The sequence below is a fragment of the Streptomyces sp. NPDC050564 genome, assembly GCF_044457265.1.
Classification (GTDB): Bacteria; Actinomycetota; Actinomycetes; order Streptomycetales; family Streptomycetaceae; genus Streptomyces.
Map to the genome: position 1 here is coordinate 157,764 of NZ_JBITGS010000019.1, position 18,302 is coordinate 176,065.

Below are 18,302 nucleotides of genomic sequence, written 5' to 3' on the forward strand. Positions count from 1 at the left end.
CAGGGCTCCTGGTGTGCGTGGGTGCGTGTGGTGTCGTTCCGTGTCGTGAGAGGCCCGAGAAGGGCATACGACGCACCCGCCCGATCGACGACAGCAATCGCTTGCACACGCGTGTAACGCGCTCGCCATTGCCTGCATCGATTCAGGCGTAACCGCGGAGCCCCCCTCCGGCGCGGAGATCGTAGGCCTCGGGCGCCCCTCCACACACGGGCTTCACAGCAGACAGACAAGTGTTCGTCCGCCGCGTTCCCCGCCCTCACCCCACCGCAACCCTCCGTTTCCCGGGCCCGAGCGCCTTTATATCGGGCATACGAGGTTCTGTCGGGCTTCTCAGCGGGCACTCAGGGAGCTCTCATGATCGGGGGACAGTCTTTTTCCATGACCGAGAGCTTCCGCCGCAGCGGCGAGTACGAGCACCCCCAGCAGGACGGCCAGTCCGGGTACGTCCAGGGCGACCAGCAGCCCGCGTACCCCCGGCAGCAGCACGCCTCCTCCCCCGTGAACCCCGAGTGGCCTCCCCCGCCGGCGTACCAGCCGGCCGCACCGGTCGCCGTGGAGCCGGGTACCACCGTGTGGCCGGGCTCCGGTGAGGGCGGCAACGGTGGCGAGGGCCAGGGCGGCGGAAGCTACGCGGGATACCCCGAGCCGGACGCCGGCTCCACCGCGGTGCTCGCCGCGGCCCTCGTCCAGGAGAACCCCGCGCACGCTCCGGCCAAGAAGCGCGCGAAGGGCCCGCTGGCCCTGCTCGCCGCCGTGGCGATAGTCGCCGCGGCCATCGGAGGCGGTACGGCGTACGGCATCCAGGAGCTGACCGGGAAGGACACCACGTCGAGCAGCACCAGCACCAACGTGGTGCCGACGGCGAAGAAGGGCACCGTCGCCGGGGTCGCCCAGGCGGTCAGCCCCAGCATCGTCGAGATCAGTGCGACCTCGAACGCCGGTTCGTCCACCGGCTCGGGCGTGATCATCTCCTCGAGCGGCGAGATCATCACCAACAACCACGTCGTCTCGGGCGCCTCCGAGATCAAGGTGCAGCTGAGCAACGGCAAGTCGTACACCGCGAACGTCGTCGGCACCGACAGCAAGAAGGACCTCGCCCTGATCAAGCTGGAGAGCGCGCCCTCCGGCCTGAAGGTCGCCACGCTCGGCAACTCCGACGGCGTACAGGTCGGCGACGACGTCGTCGCGATCGGCTCCCCCGAGGGCCTGACCGGCACCGTCACCAGCGGCATCGTCTCGGCCCTCGACCGTGACGTGACCGTCTCCACGGACGAGAGCCAGGGCCGGCAGCAACAGCAGGGCGGCGGCAACGGCCAGTGGCCGTTCTCCTTCGGCGGCCAGGAGTTCAACGGCGACACCGGTTCGTCGACGACGACCTACAAGGCCATCCAGACCGACGCCTCGCTCAACCCGGGCAACTCCGGCGGCGCGCTGATCGATATGAACGGCAACATCATCGGCATCAACTCCGCGATGTACTCCGCCGCTTCGGACTCGTCCTCGTCGAGCGCCGGCAGCGTCGGCCTCGGCTTCGCCATCCCGATCAACACCGTGAAGTCCGACCTGGCCTCTCTGCGGGCCGGCGGCTCCGACAGCTGACACCCGGAGGTTCACATGATCACGCGCGTCTCCCACATCATCACCGACAGCGACCCGGCCGGTTTCGTCCTGGCCCTGGAAGTGGCACACGAACTGCACGCCCCGGCCGCACGGACCCCGGAGGTCGCCGTCCCGCAGCTGATGGGACTGCGTATGTCCGCCGAGCACCCCCACCGCCGCAAGGTTCCGCTGCGTCGGCTCACCGCGCTCAGCACGCTGCCGACCTGAGCCGGTCCTCCCCGCTCGAGCCGGTCACTCCCCGGCTGAGCCGCTCCGGCCGCGCCCTCAAACGTGCGAGGCTGAATGGCGTCAGCCTCACCGTCCCACCGCACCCGAGGAACTCCCGACCATGAGCCCCGCCGAAGGCGACCGTGAATCCCAGCGCATCCTGATCGTCGACGACGAGCCGGCCGTACGCGAAGCACTCCAGCGCAGCCTCGCCTTCGAGGGGTACGACACCGAGGTCGCGGTCGACGGCGCGGACGCGCTGGAGAAGGCGACGGCCTACCAGCCCGACCTGGTCGTCCTGGACATCCAGATGCCCCGCATGGACGGCCTGACGGCGGCCCGCCGGATGCGCGGCGCGGGCACGACCACGCCGATCCTGATGCTCACCGCCCGCGACACCGTGGGCGACCGCGTCACCGGCCTGGACGCCGGCGCCGACGACTACCTCGTCAAGCCCTTCGAACTCGACGAGCTCTTCGCCCGCGTCCGGGCCCTGCTGCGGCGCAGTTCCTACGCCGCCGCGGCGGTCGGCACGCAGGAGGACGACGCGCTCATCTTCGGCGACCTGCGCATGGACCTGGCGACCCGCGAGGTCACGCGGGCCGGACGCCCCGTGGAGCTGACCCGCACGGAATTCACCCTCCTGGAGATGTTCCTGGCCCACCCGCGCCAGGTCCTCACCCGCGAGCAGATCCTCAAGGCGGTCTGGGGCTTCGACTTCGAGCCCTCCTCCAACTCCCTCGACGTGTACGTCATGTACCTGCGCCGCAAGACCGAGGCGGGCGGCGAGCCGCGCCTGGTCCACACGGTGCGGGGCGTGGGGTACGTCCTGCGCTCGGGCGGCGCGGAGTGATCCGCAGGTTCAGGTCACTCCCGCTGCGATCGCGACTGGCGTTGCTCGTCGCCGCAGCGGTGGCGTTCGCGGTGGCGGCTGTTTCGATGACGTGCTGGTTCATCGTGCAGAAGAAGTTGTACTCCGAGGTCGACAACCAGTTGCAGTCACAGGCGACCCATCCGCAGGGCGGCAAACTCCTCGACACCATCAACAATTGCGGCCAGTCGTCCGACCAGTCCGACGAATCGTCGACGGATCAGGGCGGCTTCCGTGCGGGGACCGAGTACTACCTCCAGGTGGTCAAGGCGAACGGCGAGTCCTGCGTCGCCTCGATGTCACCCGGCACGGTCAAGATCACCAGCAGTGACACCGACCTGGCCAAGAAGCCGGACCGCGGCATCTTCCGCAATGGCACGGACACCGAGGGCAACCCCGTACGGGTACTGACGGTCCCCCTGCTGATCAGCGAACCCGGCGGCGGCAACCCGACGGTGTTCCCCGATGCCGTGATCCAGTTCGCCTTTCCCCTCAAGGGCACCAACTCCACCCTCAACGAACTGGCCCTGCTCCTCCTCCTCGTCGGCGGCGTCGGAGTGGTGGGCGCCGGAGCCGCAGGTCTCGCCGTGGCCCGAGCGGGCCTGCGCCCCGTCGACAAGCTCACCGAGACCGTGGAACACGTGGCCCGCACCGAGGACCTCACCGTTCGTATCCCGGTCGAGGGCGACGACGAGATCGCGCGCCTGTCCGAGTCCTTCAACTCGATGACCTCCGCGCTCGCCAGCTCCCGCGACCTGCAGCAGCAGCTCATCGCCGACGCCGGTCATGAACTCCGTACCCCGCTCACCTCCCTCCGTACGAACATCGAACTCCTCAGCCGCAGCGAGGAAATGGGCCGCCCGATCCCCCCGGCCGACCGCAAGGCGCTGCTCGCATCGGTCACCGCCCAGATGACCGAGCTGGCCGCCCTGATCGGCGATCTGCAGACGCTGTCGCGGTCGGACGCGGGCCAGCCGGCGGACCGTGCCGAGGTGGTCGCGCTGCAGGACACCGTCGAGGCTGCCCTGCGCCGTGCGCGGCTGCGCGGGCCGGAGTTGACGATCACGGCGGATGTGCAGCCCTGGTTCGTACGGGCGGAGCCGTCGGCGCTGGAGCGGGCGATCGTGAACATCCTCGACAACGCGGTGAAGTTCAGCCCCGAGGGCGGCACGATCGACGTCGTGCTCAAGGACGGCGAACTCACCGTCCGCGACCACGGCCCCGGTATCCCCAGCGAGGAACTGCCGCACGTCTTCGACCGCTTCTGGCGCTCCCCGTCGGCGCGCGCCCTGCCGGGCTCCGGCCTGGGCCTGTCCATCGTGGCCCGCACGGTGCAGCAGTCGGGAGGCGAGGTGTCCCTGACCCCCGCCGCGGGCGGCGGGACGGTGGCGACGCTCCGCCTGCCGGGCGCGCCGACCGCGCCGCCCGAGGCGCCGTAGCGGGCCCTTCCCGGCCCCGGTCGGCCTCAGCCCGCCTGGGACCGTGACGGCGTCTGCTTGATGTCGTCGACCACCGCACGGTTCAGGATGGCGCTGGTGAAGGTCACCGTGCCGGGCTTGATCAGGGCCTCCACTCCGGTGTTCCGCTTCACCTGGACCGAGCGCTCGCCCAGGAAGACATGGCTCTTCCTGTCGAAGATCCATTCCTCGCGCTCACCGCTGGTCTCGTCGAGCCGGGCCACCGCCACCCCGCGCCGGCCCACCGCGTCCACCGCGTCATCGACGACGACCACGCCGGGGATCTTCGCGGCGGCCTTGAACAGCGCCGGGTACAGGTCCGCCGGCGGGTAGCTCTCGCCGAGCAGGTCGCCGATGGTCGTGAACGCCTCCTGGTCGGGCGAGTTGCCCTGCCCCTTCGTCTCCTTGTAGATCTTGGCCAGCAGCGCGTCGGGATCGGTGGTCAGCTTGGCCAGGTAGTCGTACGACGGACCGTTCAGGTTCGCCTTCGGGGTGTTGCCCTGCTCGTCCGGCAGGCTCAGGGTCTCGCCCTCGGGGCTGTCGTTGACGGCCGGGTCGATCAGCCAGCCCTTGGTGCCGTCCGGGGACTTCCACATCTGTCGGCGGTGCAGCGCGTGGCCGGCCAGGGTCGTCTTGTCGTCGACGGACTTCAGGAAGCTGTCGGCCGTCTTGGACTCGATGTAGATGTACTGGCCGGGCTTGACCGTCGGATGGTCCCCTTCGGCGGCCGCCAGCGAGATCTGGTCGAGGAGCTGCGGCACACCCTTGGTGGTCGCGGCACCTACCTGGGTGGTCAGGGCGGGTCCGGTGGCCACACCGCCGCCGGCCTCGACCCCGCCGCCATTGCCGGACGTCACCACCCCGGCCACGACCGCCGCGGCCACGGCGGCGGCCATCGCGGGCAGCACGATCGCCGGGCGCGGCAGCCGGAAGCGCCGGTTCTTGGCCGGAGCCGTGCGCTCGTCCTGCTGCTGGAGTTCGTGGATCTGGGCCATCATGCGCTCCTTGTGGAACCGGTGACGGTCCGCAGGCAGGTCGCGCGTCGTCCGGTCGAAGAGCTGTGCGCCCTCTTCCCACTCGGCAGGGCTCTGCCGGGACGTGTTCGCGTTCATCGGTTTCCTTCCTGTGCGGGCCGGATCGCGTGTGCGTGATCGCCTCTTGTCTGTCGGCCGGGGCGGACGCCTTCCCGATTTCCGCGAACTTTCCTGAACTCCGACTCGCCTGTGGGGCGGGCCAGTTCGGCTTCGGCGAGCGCGCGCAGCTTCTTGCGGGCCCGGGAGAGCCGGGAGGCGACCGTGCCCACCGGAACCCCGAGCGCCTCCGCCGCGGCCTCGTAGTCCAGGCCCTCTCCCAGGCAGAGCGCGATGACCTCGCGCTCCGGTCTGCGCAGCGCCGCGAGCGCGGTGAGCGCCGTCGCGAGGCGCCGCCGACCGTCGACCCGGTCGGCCACCTCCTCGGCGTGGTCGGGCACCGACAGCTCGGCCGCCGCGGCAACGCCGGCCGCCGCCCGGTACCGCCGGTTGCTCCGGTATTGGTTGCGCGCGGTGTTGGTGGCGATGCCCAGCAGCCAGGGCCGCAGCGAGCCGCCCTCCGGGTCGACCTTGTCGCGCAGCCGCCATGCCTCCATGAAGGTCGCCGCCATCACGTCCTCGGCCGTCGACCAGTCGGCGGTCAGCCGGAAGGCATGGTTGTAGACCGCGCGGGCGTAGCTGTCGTAGAGCTCGGCGAACGCGCTCGATTCCCCGGCCCGTACCCGGGTTCGCATATGAGTGCTCACCTTCATGAGCTGTCCGGCACCGTGCACGGCCTTCCCGTGATCTGCGTCACACGCCTTCTCCACCGCGTCCGCACGCCGCACGGCAACCAATCAGCCACCCGTGACGACTGCACCATGCCTCTCCCTCCACAGACATGGAACGGACCCCACACGTGAGTGACATCCGCAAGGCACGCCACCGCAGACGGAAGGCCGCACTGTACGTCGGCGTCCCCCTGGCCCTGACCGCCGCCGGAGCCATGGCGTACGGCGCCGCCTTCGGCATCTTCGGGGAGGACGCGAAGCCCCGGGCGTCGGCCGCGAGCGCCGCTCCCGCCTGGGCCACGGCCACCGCCGACGGCTTCGCGTCGGTCGACGCGCGGGGGCAGCACGGCACCTACGGCGGCCGGGACGGCAGAACCGTCACCGTGAAGACGCTCACCGACCTGGAGAAGTATGCGACGTCGTCCGACCCGTACGTCATCGTCGTCGCCGCGGCCATCACCATGGACCCGGTGGGCAAGGAGAACGATCATCGGCTCCGGCAGCTCGGGCCAGATCGTCGGCGGCGGCTTCTTCCTCGGCCAGGGTGTGCACAACGTCATCATCCGCAACCTGACGATCCGGGACGCGTACCAGGGCGTCTGGAACGACAAGGAGCACGACTACGACGGCATCCAGATGGACGGCGCCCACCACGTCTGGATCGACCACAACGACATCCGGCACATGGCCGACGGCCTCATCGACAGCCGCAAGGACACCACGTACCTGACGGTCTCGTACAACAAGCTCAGCAACGAACAAGGCGTTCGGCATCGGCGCTACACACTCGACAAGGCGGCCGACCTGCCCGCACTGCTCAGGACCGCCGCCGGGCCGCAGAGCTCACTCGGTACGGCCACCACCACCGCCGCGGCCACCACCCTCACCGTGGCCAAGGACGGCACCGGTCAGTACAGGACCGTCCAGGCCGCCGTCGACGCCGTCCCCGCCAACAACACCGCGCGCGTCGTGATCTCCGTCGAACCGGGCACGTACCGCGAGACGGTCAAGGTCCCCTCGAACAAGCCGCACGTCACCATCCGGGGCACCGGCGGCAGCCGCAAGGACACGGTGATCGTCTACGACAACGCGGCCGGTACGAAGAAGGCGGACGGCACGACGTACGGCACCAACCGCTCCACCGTCAACGGCGACGTGGACGCGAAGAGCTTCTTCCTCGGCCGCAACTGGCACCCGAGCGGCAGCACCACCGTCGACCCGCAGACCATCGTCCGCAACTCCACGCTCAGCGCCGCGATCAAGTCGACCCCCTGGTCCGACATGGGCGGGTTCTCGTGGAAGGACGACCGGTTCGCCGAGTACAAGAACACCGGCGCGGGCGCGGGCGCCGCGAGCAGCGACCGTCCGCAGCTGGCCGACGCGCAGGCGGCGGGCCAGTCGGTCGCGGCATGGCTCGGCGACTGGACGCCCACCGCCTCCTGACCCCCCGGGAGGCCGGGGGGCCTCCCGGGGAAGCCGGGGTTTCCCCGGTCGGGGAGGCTGGGCGCCGGACACCGCCCAGCCTCCCCACGCGCCTCTCCGAGCCGAGGAGGCACATACAGTCGGTTCAGCTCGATCGTGTGATGGTCGGCTTGTGGACTTGCGGCGCCCTGGGACGGCCGGCGTACCGTCGCTGTGCGATCTGGGACAACGGGTGCGGTGCCAGCGTGCGGGGCCCCTCCTCCACCGGAGCGATGGTTCAGGGCCTCCCCGTCGCCTTTGGCCACACCCACTTGGCCAGGTCGTGAGGAACTCCGCCCACCCGGCTCGGACCACGGACAGGATCCGTGTCGCCGCCCGGGATGCGAAAGCGGACGACCAGTGCGCTCAAGACCGTTCGGGGCGTGCCAGTGTGCGGACTCACTGCCGCTCACTGCTCAGGAACGGTACGAGACCGTCCTCGCCGGGGGCGGTCGCGAGGTCCTCGATCTCGCGGGCGGGCCCGACGTGGGGACCGCCCCCGGCAGCGCGCTCTCCTTCGACGTCGCCATGGACCCGCGCACCCGCACGGTCACCCGCGCCGACCGCCCCCTCGACCTCACCAGGACCGAGTACGCGTTGCTGGAGTACCTGCTGCGGCACCCGGCCAGGGTCCTCAGCCGGGCCCAGATCCTCAAGGAGGTCTGGCGCTTCGACTTCGAGCCGACGTCCAACACGCTGGATGTGTACGTGATGTATCTGCGCCGCAAGCTGGAGAGCCACGGCGGTCCGCGGCTGATCCACACCGTGCGGGGCCTGGGCTACACGCTCCGCCCCGCCAGGTAGCCGAGGCCGAGCTCCGCCGTCGGCGTCGCGAGCCGCGCGTAGGCCCCTCCGTACGCCATCAGCTCGTCGTGCGTGCCCGCCTCCACCAGCCGTCCGCCGTCCACGACGAGGATGCGGTCCGCGTCGGGCGCCAGCGACAGATCGTGCGTGATCATGATGGTCGTACGGCCCGCCATCAGCCGGCGCAGCGGCTGCACCACGCGGCGCGCGGCGACCGCGTCGAGACCGGCCGTGGGCTCGTCGAGGACGAGGACGGGGGCGCCGCGCAGCATGGCGCGGGCGATGGCGATCCGCTGGAGCTGACCACCGGAGAGCGTGGCCGTGCCGGGCGCGATCTCGGTGTCGTACCCGTCCGGAAGGGCGCTGATGAAGTCGTGCGCGACGGCGTCCCGCGCGGCCCGCTCGATCTCGGCATCCGTCGCTCCCGGCCGTCCGCACTCGATGTTCTCGCGGATGGTGCCGTGCAGGATGAGGGTCTCCTGGGGCAGCAGCGCGACGTTCTCGCGCAGGAACTCCAGGGGTACGTCGGTCAGCGGGACGCCGTCGAGGCAGATCACGCCGGCCGTGGGGTCGTAGAAGCGGGTGAGGAGTTTGGAGAGGGTGGACTTTCCGGCGCCGCTGGTTCCGGTGACGATGACGAGTTCGCCCGGTCCTGCCGTGAAGGTCACGTCGTGCAGAGAGTCGCGCCCGGCGCCTGGGTAGCGGAACGACGTGCCGTGGAAGCCGACCCAGCCGCGCACGGGCCATGCCCGCACCGGGTCGGCGGGGTCGCTGACGGCGGGCTCGGCGTCCAGGATCTCCTGGAGCCGCTCGGCGCCGGCGGTGGCGGCGGTGAGAGTGAGACCGAGCTGCCCGAGATTGCGGATCGGCGGGTAGAGATAGCCGAGGAAGGCAGCGAAGGCGAGCAACTGGCCCAGTGACATCCGCCCTTGGGAGATCTCCCAGGCACCCAGCCCGATCACCGCGAGCACGCACACCGTCTCGACGACCTCGACGAACTGCTCGTACATCTCGCTCGCCCGCGCCCCGCGCACGGACGCCCGCATCCAGGCGCGCGCCTCCCGGTCGAGCCGCTTCTCCTCGGCGCGGCGACGGTTGTACGCCTGCGTCAGCACCACGTTGCCGAGCGATTCCTCGACGACGGAGGTGATCGCGCCGTCGGCGGCCCGCTCCTCCTGGGAGGCGGTCCTGATCCGCCCGGAGAAACGGCGGGCGGCGACGAGGAAGAGGGGAGCGAGGACGAAGGTGGCGAGCGCGAGGTCCCAGCGCAGCCAGAGGGCCGCGGCGGCGTAGAAGACCGCGGAGAAGGCGGCGGAGACCGTCCCGACGACCCCGGACACGACCATCTGCTCGATGGCCTCGACGTCACCGGTGAGACGTTCGACCAGATCACCCTGGCGGTGCTTCTGGAAGAAGTGCGGAGGCAGATCCTGGACGTGCCGGAACACCCCCGCGCGAAGCCGCAGGACGAATCTCTCGGCGGTCCACACGGCGAGCGAGTTGCCGAGATACCCGACGAGCGCGCCGAGCACGGCGACACCGAGCCAGGCGCCGGCGGGCCCCCAGAACGCCGCGAGCGAACCGGCCTTCAGGGCATGGTCGGTGAGCTGCGCGAAAAGCAGGATCGAGGCCGTCTCGGCGAGCGCGGCCACGACCACACAGCCGATGATCACCACGAGCCACTTACGGTCTCCGCGCGTCAGCGGCCAAAAGCGAGCGAAGGCCTGAGGGACTTCTCGCATGCCAACTCCCTTCTTACGGTTCGGAACACGGCCGAGGCGGGGCCACCGGAACAATTCCGGGGCCCCGCCTCGTAGCGGCTGTTAGCGGCCCTGACGGCCCACCGGGCGCGGCTTCGGAGCGTCGGCCTTCTTCGGCGCGGGCTTGCCGGCGCACTTGGGGGCCGGGGCAGGCTTGCGGGTCTTCTTCACCGGGGCGATCTTGTGGAAGCTCATGAGTGTCCCTCTCTCTGCTCTCTGCTGCGGTAGGTCTGCTGGTTACTTGTTGCCGACCGGGCGGCGGGCAGCGGGCTTCTTCGGCGCCGGCTTGGCGGGCTTGTGCGCCTTCTTCGCGGCGGGAGCGGCCTTGTGCTGCTTCTTGACCGGGGCGATCTTGTGGAAGCTCATGGGGGTTCTCCTTCTTCCCAGTGGGTGAATTCCCTTTGCCGTTTGCGCTGTTCGCTTTCGACATGGAAAACACTACGGGACACCGAACCCGGAAATCGCCAATTCTGCTGAGACCTCGATGAATTGCAGCTGAAAGAAATACTTAGCGAAGCCGCGGAACCGACTTGCCACTCACACAGAATTTATGACGACCCTCACCTGGAACTTACCGAGGTAATGCAAAGGCTGATTCACCCGGTCGGTGTTCCGTCAACGGCCGATCGTCAGAGCCGATCCCGTCATCCGCACCCGGATCCCGTCCTTCTCCACACGGACGTCGCGCAGCCGCAGGTCGCCGTCCTTCGGATGCGGCAGGCGGAATCCCAGGGACAGCTGGTCCACGAGAACGGGCCGGGTGAGCCGGGAGAGACCGTCGAGGAGGGCCGGGTCCAGGCCGAAGCGCTTCAGGAGCGCCGGGTGGGCGCTCGCCACGTCGAGGAGGTTCACGCGCATCGCCCGGCGGGCGAACCTCGCCGAACCCGTCAGCGAGGCGAGCTCGGTGTCGTCGCGCAGCGCCTCCCGCACCGCCGCGTCCGGCACCCCGAGGCGGCGCACGATCGACGGGACGGAGAGCAGGGCCCTCGCCTTGCCGGTCTCCTTGCCGAGGCGCGCCACGGAGCGCGCGGTGAGGTGCAGACCCTCCGAGGCGCGGACGCCCGGCCGGTAGGTGGCCAAGTCGCCGATGTCCAGGCGCATTCCGTCGATCCGCGTCGAGATGCCGCGCTCACCGTCGCGGCCGATGCGGGCGTCGGCCCGGAGTTTCAGATCGTGTCCGGCGACGGGCAGCGTGCCGCGCGCCCGTACCCGGTCGCCGCCGTGTCCCGTGAACGTCACCTGGGACGCGCCGAGTTCCCGGTTCAGGTCGTCGAAGGAGAGCAGCACCTCACCGTGCAGTGCGGGGATACGGGCACCGCGTACGGCGGTGGGGCCGTCGCCGCCGTCGAGCCGTACATGCGTCGCCGTCGCCGACACCTGCGCCAGCGAGACCCGGTCGGCCGCCACGTCCGGCACGGTCACCTTCACGGAGTCCAGCCGGTGGTCGGCGAGTTGGGTGAGGAAGGGGAAGCCCCCGATCTCGACCTCGGGCGCGGCGGCCAGGTGCAATTGGTCCTTGAGTTTGCCGGCCGCCTCGTGCTCGGCGTACAGCAGCGCCCAGCGGTCGGCGAGCGTGAGGAACGCGGCGAGGGACAGGACGAGGACGGCGGCTTTCATCGCGAACGGCAGTCCGGCGAAGCGTTTTTTGCCGCGTCGGCTGCCCCGGCGGTGGTTGGGCGGAGCCCAGTCCTCCTCCGGCGCCTCCTCCGGCTCGTCCTCGTGGAGGAACTCCTCCAGCGGACCGTCGTCCAGAGCGGCGAGCTCTTCGTAGGGGTTCGTATAGGGATGCGTTGTTATGCGGTGGGGGGTACGCATCGTCTCATCCGACCATGCGTACCGCCCCTGTCCGCAAGCGCAACCGCTCGTATGCGATCTACTTCACGATCTCCACGGCACGATCTCTACTTCACGATCGTGATCCGGTCCGCCGCGGGCACCGGATACGGCGTCGCCGCCGAGGAGTTGGCCGTCAGGTAGGACCCGAAGGCCGCCAGGTCGTCGCCGCCGACGACCATGTTCGTGCCCTTGCCGAGTTCGGCGAAGCCGTCGCCGCCGCCCGCGAGGAAGGAGTTCATCGCGACGCGGTAGGTGGCGGTGGGATCGATGGCGGAGCCGTTGAGCTTGACGGAGTCCGCGACCACGCGGGCGGCGCCCGTCTTCGTCAGGTCCAGCGTGTAGGTGAGGCCCGAGGAGATCTGGAGGATCTTCGGCGCCGCCTCGTTCGTGCCGCTGACCTGCTGCTGGAGTGCGGTGATCAGCTGGGCACCGGTGAGGTTCACCAGATTGACCGTGTTGGAGAAGGGCTGGACCGTGTAGGCCTCCCCGTACGTCACCACGCCGTCACCCTCGCTGCCGCTCGCGGTGTAGGTGAGCCCGGCGCGGATGCCGCCCGGGTTCATCACCGCGAGGTCGGCCTCCGGGTCGACGGACTTGGCGTACGCGAGCTGCGCGTCGGCGATCAGGTCGCCGAGCGGGGACTCGGTGCCGGTGTTGCCGATCTCGCCCGCGATGTAGCCGATGGGGCGCGAGGCGACCGGGGCGGCGAGGGTCTTCCACTTGGTGATCAGGGCCGTCATGTCGGCGGCCTTGGCCACGTCACGGGTGACGACGTGGTTCGCGGACTTCACCGCCGTACGGGCGATGTCGCCGGTCCAGCGGTCGTACGTCAGCGTCGTGTCCGTGTAGAGCCGGCCGAAGGACGAGGCCGACGTCACCATGCGCGGGTTGCCCGCCGGGTCGGGGATGGTGCAGGCGTACGCCTGGTGGGTGTGGCCGGTGACCAGCGCGTCGACGGCCGGGGTGACGTTCTTGGCGATGTCGACGATCGGGCCGGAGATGCCGTCTCCGGCGCCGGGACTGTCGCAGTCGTAGTTGTACGCCGCCGACGCGGGCGCGCCGCCCTCGTGGATCAGCGCGACGATCGACTTCACGCCCTGGCGCTGGAGCACCTTGGCGTACTTGTTGATCGTCTCGACCTCGTCGCCGAACTTCAGGCCCTTGACGCCCTCGGCGGAGACGATGTTCGGGGTGCCTTCGAGGGTCACGCCGATGAAGCCGACCTTGACGCCGTTCTTCTTCCACACCCAGTAGGGCTTGAGGATCGGCTTGCCGGTCTTCTCGTCGGTGACGTTCGCCGCGAGGTAGGGGAAGTTGGCGCCGGTGAACTCCTCGCTGTCGTCGTAACAGCCGTCCTTCGGGTGGCAGCCGCCGTTCTGCAGGCGGGCCAGCTCCTTGGCGCCCTCGTCGAACTCGTGGTTGCCGACGCTCGTCACGTCCAGGTCGAGCTTGTTCAGCGCGTCGATCGTCGGCTCGTCGTGGAAGAGGCCGGAGATCAGCGGGGAGGCGCCGACCATGTCACCGGCGGCGGCCGTGATCGAGTACTTGTTGTTCTTGCGGGCCTCGCGCAGATGCGTGGCGAGGTATTCGACACCGCCCGCGTCGATGGTCTTCGTCGTGCCGTCCGCCTGCAGCTCCGTGACACGGCCCGAGGATCCGGACGGCGGCTCCAGATTGCCGTGCAGGTCGTTGAAGGACAGCAGCTGTACGTCCTGGTAGCGGCCGCTGCCCTGGTGGTGCAGCGGCGTCGCCGTGTCCTGACCCGCGCTCGCGGGCATCGCCGCGGCCAGCGCGCCGACGGTGGCAAGGCCGGCGGCGGCCGCGAGGAGGCGATGGGTACGTCTGTGCCGTGGCGTCGGTGGCATGGGTTCCCCCCTGTGGGATCCGTGGGAGCTGAAAGAGCCGAAAGAACTGGAAGAGCTGGAAGAGCCGGAAGGCTGAACGAGGCGGAGAGCTGTGGAAGCCGTAGGAGCCGTGCGACCACTGCGACTTACCGCGACTTACCGCTTTGCGCGCACTTTAGATTCAACGCGCGTAGCGCAACAGGGGGTTGGGGGTTACCAACAGGTTGCGGTCGAGGGCACTTCGCCATGAAAGGGGCAGGCCTTACCCTCGTAGCCATGACCAGCGACGACAGCGCACTGCCCGCCCTCTCCCGCTCCATCGAGACCTGCTCCGCGCTCTCCCCGGGCCAGGCCGAGGACGTGCTCCAGCTGCTCGCCGAGGCCGCCCGGGCCGATGGGCAGCAGGCGGTGTCCGAGCAGGGGCGGCTGCAGCTCAAGGGCGGCGCCCGGGAGGGCGTACGGCATCTGCTGCTGACCGTCGGCGACCAGCTCATCGGTTACGCGCAGCTGGAGGACACCGACCCGGTGGAGGCCCCGGCCGCCGAGCTGGTCGTGCACCCGGCGCACCGCGGGCACGGGCACGGGCGGGCGCTGGGCTCAGCACTGCTCGCCGAGTCCGGGAAGCGGCTGCGGGTGTGGGCGCACGGCGGGCACTCGGCCGCCCGGCACCTCGCGCAGGTCCTCGGGCTCACTCTCTTCCGCGAACTGCGCCAGATGCGGCGGCCGTTGGCGGACCTCGACCTGCCGGAGCCGAAGCTCCCGAACGGGGTGCACGTCCGCGCCTTCGTGCGGGGCCGGGACGACGCCGCCTGGCTCGCGGTGAACGCCGAGGCCTTCGCCCACCACCCCGAGCAGGGCTCCCTCACCCAGCGCGACCTGGACGACCGGATGGCCGAGCCGTGGTTCGACCCGTCCGGCTTCTTCCTCGCCTTCCGCGAGGGCCGACTCGCCGGCTTCCACTGGACCAAGGTCCACGCCGAGGAGCGGCTGGGCGAGGTGTACGTCCTCGGGGTGCGCCCCGGCGCCCAGGGCGGCGGGCTGGGCAAGGCGCTCACCACGATCGGGCTCCGCCACCTCGCCGCGCAGGGCCTGCCCACCGCGATGCTCTACGTCGACGCCGACAACAAGGCGGCGGTGACCGTGTACGAGCGGCTCGGCTTCGTCACCCACGAGACGGACCTGATGTACCGCACGGAGTCGTAACCGCTCCGCCGGCACCGGCTCGGTGCCTCACGCCGGGTCAGCGATGAGCAAGAGCGGTGATCCGCCGCCTGGGTTCCGCGACGGAGCACACACCCACCACCACCGCCACGACCAAAAGCCCCGCCCAGCGTTCGTGGGCGCCGTCCCAGCGCGGGTCGGCCACCGCCACGAACAGCTCCCACCGTTCCGGGAGCAGCAGGGAACAGGCGAGCACGGCGACCGGCAGGCCGGCCGACACCCCGACCCCCGGCTCGGCCACGTCGGAGCACCGCACGGCCAGGGCCGCGGCGGCCAGGGCGAATACGGCGATGACCGCCGCCTCCAGGGTGACCGCGCCCACCGGGGGCCGGGCCTCCCCCGGTACGAGAAGCAGCGCGGTCGTCCACCAGAGCACCGCGAAGGGAGCGACGAGCGCCACCCGCAGACCGATGCGCACCGGTCGCCGGGTCGGCACCGCGGCGGTGGTGTGCCGGGCCGGGTCGTCGAGCAGGAAGGCCAGGCCCAGGCCGAAGGCGAGCGCGGCGGCCCGCAGAAGGCTGAGGCAGAGCCACGCGTCGGGCGGGGACGACAGCAGCCGCGGGCTCCCGGCGAGCAGCAGCCCAAGGGCGCTGCCCGCCGCGAGAGCCCGCCGGGGCAGGGTCCGGGACACCGGGCGCAGCAGGGCTCGGATCACGGGTGCGGTCACTGCTCGCAGCTCTTCGCGTCCCCGGCGCCCGCCGCCGGCACTCCCAGCAGCTGGGCCACCCGAGACGTCGACGTCTTCGCGGAGGTGAGTTCCGCCCAGTGGGCCCGCACCTTGGGGATGACGCTGTAGCGGGGCTTGTGCAGCAACTCCCGTACGATCCTGGTCTGTTCGGCAGTCAGATAGACCGAGTTCGTGGGCGCGAGCGAGATCCCGGAGCCCTTGACGCTGTCGTTGAGGCGGATGTGGCGGAACACGGTCATCGGGTCGGACTCCGAGGCCAGCGCCAGCCACATGATGGTCACCGCGCGGGCGTCGCACCCTTCGCCGCTGGACTCCTCGTCGCCGGCCACCAGGACCGAGGCGACGCCGACCGCGAACTCCGGGATCCGGTTGCCGCCCCACCGCGTGCCGACGGTCACCACGCCGGGCGTGCTGGACGGTTCGAGCGCGGCGTCGCTCTCCAGTCCGTAGCGGGCGTCGACCCGCTGCCGCACGGTCAGCCGCTCGCCCCGGGCCGAGCCGCCCGCGAGGGACTGGACGCGGGCGACGACCTCGGCCCAGTCGGCGGTGCGGCCGGTCCACTCGGGGTAGGCGCAGTAGGTCGACCTGCCGTGCGCGACGCACGACTGCACCTTCTCCGGCGTGACGGACGCCTTGGCGCGGGCCGCGATCAGCCCGGCCGAATCGCCCGGGGACTGCCCGGCGACACCGGTGACCGTGGCGGCGAGGGCGACGGCGGTCAGGGCCTTGACGACACGTGTACGACCGCCGCCGACCAGGACCGCGAGGCACAGCAGCAACACCGTGAGCCCCACCAGATACAGCACGTGCCAGGCGGCCGGGCGGCCCAGCAGCTCGGAGGGGATCGGGTCGGCCCCCTCCTCCGAGACGGCCGGGGACAGCCGGCGCGCCCAGTGCGCGCTGCCCGCGGCGTTGGTCACGAGGACGGTGACGACATAGGCGACGACCACGAAGAGCGGTGCGCCGAAGGTGGAGCGGATCAGCCGTGCGAGCAGGACGCCGAGGGCGCCGGACAGGAGGATCGCCAGCGGGCCCACGGCCAGTTCGGCGGGCGAGCCGTGGCCGACCGCGCCCGGCTTCAGCGCCGCCCAGGTGAACTGGAGGACGACGACCAGCGCCGTGCCGGCGGCGAAGGGCACGACGGACAGCGCGTGCGCCACCGTCCGCCGCCACGGCTCCATGACCAGCACGTCGAAGTGCCGGTCGGTGCCCTGCCTGCGGGAGCGCAGCACGGCGCGGTTGACGCAGACGAACAGCGCGATGCCGAGGAGCAACGGGCCGGTCTGGGTGGACCGGTCGACGTCCTGGAGGACCGGGTAGTCGTCCATGCCTTCGCGGCCGTTGAACATCGTCCAGCCGGTGTAGCCGACGTACAGCGCGAAGAAGACGAACACCGGTATCTGCAGGAGCAGTTCGCGTGCCTCGAAGCGGGCGAGGGCGAGCACGGCGGCCGTCCTGGACCCCTGTCCCCGAGCAGGCGGCTCCACCCCCGTGGGAGCCGCCTGCTCGACCGTGCCGGTGGTGGTGCCGCTCATGCCGCCCTACCTTCTTGAGTGCGTCCCATGAGTTCGCGACTCTGGGACTGCGCGACCGCCAGCCCTACCAGGCTCGGCCGCCTCTTCATCTCGTGGCTTGACAGAAGCATTAGGCAGCCACCTCCGCGGACTCGCCGTCGAGCGTGAGCAAGTAGCCGTCCTCCAGGGTCGGTTCGAGGAGGTCGGCGCCCTCGGGCGGGTCGCCGACGTTACGGAAGGAGCCCGTGCCCGTACGCCATCCGGCGCGCGCGCCCGGGTCGCGTTCCGTGCTGCTCCACACCCGGCCGCCCGCCCGCGCGGTCAGCTCGGCGGGCGTGCCCTCGAAGCGGACGCTTCCGCGAGCCATGACGATCACACGGTGGCAGAGCATCGCGACGTCCTCGGTCTGGTGGGTGGAGAGCAGAACCGTCCGCCCTTCACCCGCCTCGGCGATCAGCTCCCGAAAGCGCATGCGTTGTTCGGGGTCGAGGCCGACGGTCGGCTCGTCGAGGACGAGGAAACCGGGGTCGCCGACGAGCGCCGCGGCCAGCGCGACCCGTTGGCGCATACCGCCGGACAGCCTCTTGATGCGCTTGCTCCGTACGTCCGACAGGTCGACGGCGTCGAGCACCCGCCGCACCTCCCGGTGCCGGGCGCCGCGGTCCGTCAGCTCCTTCAGGATCGCCACGTAGTCGACGAAATCGAAGGCCGAGAAGTCCTGGTGGAACCCGGGCGTCTGCGGCAGATAGCCCAGCGCGCGCCGCACGTCCAGGCGGCCGGCCGTCGTGCCCGGGTCGTGCCCGAGCACCGTGAAGGCCCCCCGGTCGGCGGGCACGGCGGTGGCGAGCACCCGCAACAGGGTGGTCTTTCCGGCCCCATTGGGCCCGAGCAGCCCGGTGACGCCCTCGGTCAGCCGCAACGAGACGTCGTCGAGGGCGACGGTCCCGCCGTAGCGCAGGGTCAGACCGGATGCGGAGACGGTGGGGGTCATACGCAGGGCACTCCTGTCGGAGAGGTCGAAGAGGTCGAAGAGGTCGAAGACGTGGGCAGAGGCGGCGGTCACTCGGCATCCCTGTCGGAGCCGGGGGCGGTCACTCGGCACCCCTGTCGGAGCCGGGGGCGGTCACGCGGCACCCCCGTCGGAGCCGGGAGCGGTCACGCGGCACCCCCGTCGGAGCCGGGAGCGGTCACGCGGCACCCCCGTCGGAGCCGGGAGCG

At 70.7% G+C, this 18,302-nt stretch carries 15 protein-coding genes and 2 pseudogenes; 7 read left to right on the plus strand and 10 right to left on the minus strand.

The window, feature by feature from the left end; translation table 11 throughout:
* The first annotated feature begins 378 nt into the window (after positions 1-378).
* The 4 genes from ACIBK0_RS28920 to ACIBK0_RS28935 all read left to right on the plus strand — a co-directional run bounded on the left by ACIBK0_RS28920 (position 379) and on the right by ACIBK0_RS28935 (position 4,137).
* A complete protein-coding gene (locus tag ACIBK0_RS28920; protein WP_399086176.1) occupies positions 379-1,599 on the plus strand; it encodes a S1C family serine protease in 1,221 nt (406 codons plus the stop codon).
* A gap of 15 nt (positions 1,600-1,614) precedes the next feature.
* Positions 1,615-1,827 (plus strand): hypothetical protein, encoded by a 213-nt coding sequence (locus ACIBK0_RS28925; RefSeq protein WP_399086179.1) that lies wholly within the window; start codon positions 1,615-1,617, stop codon positions 1,825-1,827.
* A 121-nt stretch (positions 1,828-1,948) separates the two neighbouring features.
* Entirely contained in the window at positions 1,949-2,680 is a 732-nt protein-coding gene (locus tag ACIBK0_RS28930; RefSeq protein WP_399086182.1) for a response regulator transcription factor, read from the plus strand.
* On the plus strand, positions 2,677-4,137 hold the full coding sequence (locus ACIBK0_RS28935; RefSeq protein ID WP_399086186.1) for an ATP-binding protein: 1,461 nt from the start codon (positions 2,677-2,679) through the stop codon (positions 4,135-4,137). Before ACIBK0_RS28930 ends, ACIBK0_RS28935 begins: the two co-directional genes overlap by 4 nt.
* 26 nt (positions 4,138-4,163) lie before the next feature.
* On the opposite strand, the gene ACIBK0_RS28940 is transcribed toward ACIBK0_RS28935, so the two are convergent.
* Both ACIBK0_RS28940 and ACIBK0_RS28945 read right to left on the minus strand, forming a co-directional pair.
* Entirely contained in the window at positions 4,164-5,267 is a 1,104-nt protein-coding gene (locus tag ACIBK0_RS28940) for a CU044_5270 family protein (protein WP_399086189.1), read from the minus strand.
* Positions 5,264-5,920: an RNA polymerase sigma factor gene (locus ACIBK0_RS28945; RefSeq protein WP_399086192.1), complete on the minus strand. Its 657-nt coding sequence runs from the start codon at positions 5,918-5,920 to the stop codon at positions 5,264-5,266. The genes ACIBK0_RS28940 and ACIBK0_RS28945 overlap by 4 nt, the downstream gene beginning before the upstream one ends.
* Positions 5,921-6,066: 146 nt before the next feature.
* Between ACIBK0_RS28945 and ACIBK0_RS28950 the strand changes: the two are divergent.
* Together ACIBK0_RS28950 and ACIBK0_RS28955 are read left to right on the plus strand one after the other, a co-directional pair.
* A pseudogene (locus ACIBK0_RS28950) lies at positions 6,067-7,399 on the plus strand (pectinesterase family protein).
* 525 nt (positions 7,400-7,924) lie between these two features.
* A pseudogene (locus ACIBK0_RS28955) lies at positions 7,925-8,221 on the plus strand (winged helix-turn-helix domain-containing protein); the annotation flags it as partial.
* On the opposite strand, the gene ACIBK0_RS28960 reads toward ACIBK0_RS28955, so the two are convergent.
* The 5 genes from ACIBK0_RS28960 to ACIBK0_RS28980 all read right to left on the minus strand — a co-directional run bounded on the left by ACIBK0_RS28960 (position 8,197) and on the right by ACIBK0_RS28980 (position 13,682).
* Positions 8,197-9,963: an ABC transporter ATP-binding protein gene (locus tag ACIBK0_RS28960; protein WP_399086195.1), complete on the minus strand. Its 1,767-nt coding sequence runs from the start codon at positions 9,961-9,963 to the stop codon at positions 8,197-8,199. The pseudogene ACIBK0_RS28955 and the gene ACIBK0_RS28960 overlap by 25 nt on opposite strands.
* A gap of 81 nt (positions 9,964-10,044) precedes the next feature.
* Positions 10,045-10,176 (minus strand): hypothetical protein, encoded by a 132-nt coding sequence (locus tag ACIBK0_RS28965; RefSeq protein ID WP_399086198.1) that lies wholly within the window; start codon positions 10,174-10,176, stop codon positions 10,045-10,047.
* Between the two features lie 42 nt (positions 10,177-10,218).
* Positions 10,219-10,347, minus strand: coding sequence for a hypothetical protein (locus tag ACIBK0_RS28970; RefSeq protein WP_399086201.1), 129 nt, complete (start codon positions 10,345-10,347; stop codon positions 10,219-10,221).
* 249 nt (positions 10,348-10,596) lie between these two features.
* Positions 10,597-11,796 carry a DUF2993 domain-containing protein gene (locus ACIBK0_RS28975; protein ID WP_399086204.1) on the minus strand — a complete coding sequence of 400 codons (1,200 nt, stop codon included), beginning with the start codon at positions 11,794-11,796 and terminating at the stop codon, positions 10,597-10,599.
* An 86-nt stretch (positions 11,797-11,882) separates the two neighbouring features.
* Positions 11,883-13,682, minus strand: a complete 1,800-nt coding sequence (locus tag ACIBK0_RS28980) for a bifunctional metallophosphatase/5'-nucleotidase (protein ID WP_399086207.1) — start codon at positions 13,680-13,682, stop codon at positions 11,883-11,885.
* A gap of 255 nt (positions 13,683-13,937) precedes the next feature.
* Here ACIBK0_RS28980 and mshD point away from each other — a divergent pair, with 255 nt between their 5' ends.
* A complete protein-coding gene (mshD, locus tag ACIBK0_RS28985) occupies positions 13,938-14,864 on the plus strand; it encodes a mycothiol synthase (RefSeq protein WP_399086211.1) in 927 nt (308 codons plus the stop codon).
* A 37-nt stretch (positions 14,865-14,901) separates the two neighbouring features.
* Here mshD and ACIBK0_RS28990 read toward each other — a convergent pair whose 3' ends face one another.
* From ACIBK0_RS28990 to ACIBK0_RS29000, 3 genes are all read right to left on the minus strand, one after another.
* Positions 14,902-15,549 carry an ABC transporter gene (locus ACIBK0_RS28990; protein WP_399086214.1) on the minus strand — a complete coding sequence of 216 codons (648 nt, stop codon included), beginning with the start codon at positions 15,547-15,549 and terminating at the stop codon, positions 14,902-14,904.
* Entirely contained in the window at positions 15,546-17,105 is a 1,560-nt protein-coding gene (locus ACIBK0_RS28995) for an ABC transporter permease (protein WP_399086217.1), read from the minus strand. Before ACIBK0_RS28995 ends, ACIBK0_RS28990 begins: the two co-directional genes overlap by 4 nt.
* Positions 17,106-17,214: 109 nt before the next feature.
* Positions 17,215-18,075 (minus strand): ABC transporter ATP-binding protein, encoded by an 861-nt coding sequence (locus ACIBK0_RS29000; RefSeq protein ID WP_399086345.1) that lies wholly within the window; start codon positions 18,073-18,075, stop codon positions 17,215-17,217.
* Between the last annotated feature and the right edge of the window lie 227 nt (positions 18,076-18,302).

Bases quoted from the DNA above. Each gene is read 5' to 3' on its own strand.
- ACIBK0_RS28920 (WP_399086176.1), top strand. From the start codon at position 379: ATGACCGAGAGCTTCCGCCGCAGCGGCGAGTACGAGCACCCCCAGCAG.
- ACIBK0_RS28925 (WP_399086179.1), top strand. From the start codon at position 1,615: ATGATCACGCGCGTCTCCCACATCATCACCGACAGCGACCCGGCCGGT.
- ACIBK0_RS28930 (WP_399086182.1), top strand. From the start codon at position 1,949: ATGAGCCCCGCCGAAGGCGACCGTGAATCCCAGCGCATCCTGATCGTC.
- ACIBK0_RS28940 (WP_399086189.1), bottom strand. From the start codon at position 5,267: ATGAACGCGAACACGTCCCGGCAGAGCCCTGCCGAGTGGGAAGAGGGC.
- ACIBK0_RS28945 (WP_399086192.1), bottom strand. From the start codon at position 5,920: ATGCGAACCCGGGTACGGGCCGGGGAATCGAGCGCGTTCGCCGAGCTC.
- ACIBK0_RS28960 (WP_399086195.1), bottom strand. From the start codon at position 9,963: ATGCGAGAAGTCCCTCAGGCCTTCGCTCGCTTTTGGCCGCTGACGCGC.
- ACIBK0_RS28965 (WP_399086198.1), bottom strand. From the start codon at position 10,176: ATGAGCTTCCACAAGATCGCCCCGGTGAAGAAGACCCGCAAGCCTGCC.
- ACIBK0_RS28970 (WP_399086201.1), bottom strand. From the start codon at position 10,347: ATGAGCTTCCACAAGATCGCCCCGGTCAAGAAGCAGCACAAGGCCGCT.
- ACIBK0_RS28975 (WP_399086204.1), bottom strand. From the start codon at position 11,796: ATGCGTACCCCCCACCGCATAACAACGCATCCCTATACGAACCCCTAC.
- ACIBK0_RS28980 (WP_399086207.1), bottom strand. From the start codon at position 13,682: ATGCCACCGACGCCACGGCACAGACGTACCCATCGCCTCCTCGCGGCC.
- mshD (WP_399086211.1), top strand. From the start codon at position 13,938: ATGACCAGCGACGACAGCGCACTGCCCGCCCTCTCCCGCTCCATCGAG.
- ACIBK0_RS28995 (WP_399086217.1), bottom strand. From the start codon at position 17,105: ATGAGCGGCACCACCACCGGCACGGTCGAGCAGGCGGCTCCCACGGGG.
- ACIBK0_RS29000 (WP_399086345.1), bottom strand. From the start codon at position 18,075: ATGACCCCCACCGTCTCCGCATCCGGTCTGACCCTGCGCTACGGCGGG.